A 2,141-nucleotide genomic window follows, 5' to 3' on the forward strand; every position below is an offset into this window, starting at 1 on the left:
GGGGGTGGCCGAGCGGCTGCAGGGGCTGGCGGAGCTGGTGACGGGCGGGACGAGGGTCCCCGCCCCGGTCCTGGCGGCGGTGGTCCTGGGCGAGCTGTCCGGGATGCGGCCGTTCGGGTCCGCCGACGGGGTGGTGGCCCGGGCGGCGTTCCGGCTGGTGGCAGTGTCCACCGGCCTCGACCCGCACTGTCTGGGGGTGCCGGAGGTGACCTTCTACCGGGATCCCGCGGCGCACCGGTCGGCCCTGGACGGGTTCGTCTCCGGCGACGAGGAGGGGGTCGGCTCATGGATCCTCCACTGCTGTAGAGCACTCGAGGCCGGTGCCCGCGAGGCCACCTCGATCGCGGACGCCGCCGGGACCTGAGCCCCGCGCCCGGCACGCGAATGGCGGGTCGGCACGCGTGCCGACCCGCCAACTCACTGCGGTTCCATCGAGAGATCCGGGTACCAGGCGTCCTGTGGTCCGCCGTGTGGCCGGTCCGGGACAACCGTCGGTGACGGCTGGCGCGGACCCACGGCTGGTGTGCCTCTCGGGCGTTATCCGTCGCGTGGGTTCCGGAGTATCGATGACGGTGGCTCGGACGGGGAACCGTGACTTCTCTTCCGTCACCGTCCTGGCGTCGTCGTCACCGTGCCCTGAGCATGCCGCGCGGACAGGCGCCCCGGCGATGGGGGGATCCCACAAGGAACCCGGGGACTTGCGGGTGGTTCCCGCCATCGCGTCCCGCCGCGTCGGCGGCGCACGATGAGGAGTTGGGGCCGAACGAGGGCGGGTCGGGTGACCGGTCCCGGCGGACGAGTCGGGTGACCGGGTTCAGTGGTCTCGCCGCGCGGAGCGGGCGAAGGAGAAGGCCGCCGCCCCCACCGCGAGCGCGATCGCCCCGACGCCGATGATCGGCCCGGTCGCGCGTTCCAGCGTCGGGAGCAACGGGGTGGGGTTGGAGAAGGTGAGGATCGGCCACCCGCGCTCCAGGGCCTCGCGGCGCAGCGCGCGGTCCGGGTTGATCACCGTCGGATGCCCGACCTCCTCGAGCATCGGCAGGTCGGTGGAGGAGTCGGAGTAGGCGTACGAGGCCTCCAGGTCGTAGCCGTAGCGCCGGGCGAACGCCCGGATAGCCTCGGCTTTGCCCGGTCCCTGGCAGTAGAACTCGATGGACCCGCCGTACCGCCCGTCGGCGTCGCGGTTCATGCGGGTGCCGGCGTAGTGGTCCACGCCGAGCATCCGGGCGATCGGCGCCACCAGTTCCTCACCGGAGGCGGACACGATCACCAGGTCGTGCCCGAGCGCCCGGTGCTCGGCGAGCAGTTCCTGCGCCTCGGCGTACACGCTCGGCGAGACGGTCTCCGTGAGTCCTTCGGTGACGATGCGCTCGACCTTCTCGGGCTCCCACCCCTTGGTGGCCGTGGCCATGGCCTGGCGCACCTTCTGCATCTGGTCGTCGTCGGCGTCGGAGAGGCTGAACGCGAGCTGCGTGTAGGCCAGATCGATCACCGATCGGCGGGACAACAGACCCTCGTCGAGGAAGGATTTGTTGAACGCGAACACCGACGAGGTGGCGATGATCGTCTTGTCGAGGTCGAAGAACGCGGCGACCCGGCGAGGTCGGTGCGATGACCGAGGGCCCTGGCGGCGTGGGGCGGACACGGCTCCACGATACGGTTCTTGTGCTCACCGCGCGGATAAGTGATACTGATCACGCTCGTGAGAGCATCCCCCTATAGGTGCTCGATTCGTTCCCCCACGAATCGGGACTTCGAGAAACCGCGGCGTCCCCCTGCCGCGGTTTCTCTCATTTCGGGCGGGGTCCGCGGCCCGGGGTGTCCGGGTCGGGGACCCCGGGTCCCGGCGTGTTGTCCACAGCCCCCGGCCTCTCCACAGCCGCCCCCGGGACACTGCATCGGGCCGGGTCCGCCGACCGGTGGGTGCGCCACGCTGTGCCCGTGACCCAGAGCCCTCGCGCAGCGCACGACACAGTCCCCGACCCTCCCGCGGGCAGGACCGTCGCGGTCGACGTGACCGACCCGGACCTCGACGCCGATGTCCGCGCCGTGCTCGCCGCGCTGGCCCTGGACCCCGTGTCGCCGGACAGCGCCTCGGCGGACGTGGCGGTGACGGACCGTGAGGACACCGGCGGGGGACC

Annotated in this window: 1 protein-coding gene and 2 pseudogenes; 2 read left to right on the forward strand and 1 reads right to left on the reverse strand. The window is 71.8% G+C overall.

Translation table 11 applies throughout. The features are described 5' to 3' along the window. Window positions 1–364, forward strand: a pseudogene (locus G6022_RS16175) (oxidoreductase); the annotation flags it as partial. A gap of 450 nt (window positions 365–814) precedes the next feature. Here the strand turns inward: G6022_RS16175 and G6022_RS16180 are convergent. Then, window positions 815–1,645, reverse strand: a complete 831-nt coding sequence (locus tag G6022_RS16180) for an HAD-IB family hydrolase (protein ID WP_182639792.1) — start codon at window positions 1,643–1,645, stop codon at window positions 815–817. A 296-nt stretch (window positions 1,646–1,941) separates the two neighbouring features. Here G6022_RS16180 and G6022_RS16185 point away from each other — a divergent pair. After that, window positions 1,942–2,141: pseudogene (locus tag G6022_RS16185) on the forward strand (chromosome partitioning protein); the annotation flags it as partial.

This window comes from Dietzia sp. Cai40 (genome assembly GCF_014145165.1).
GTDB lineage: Bacteria > Actinomycetota > Actinomycetes > Mycobacteriales > Mycobacteriaceae > Dietzia > Dietzia natronolimnaea.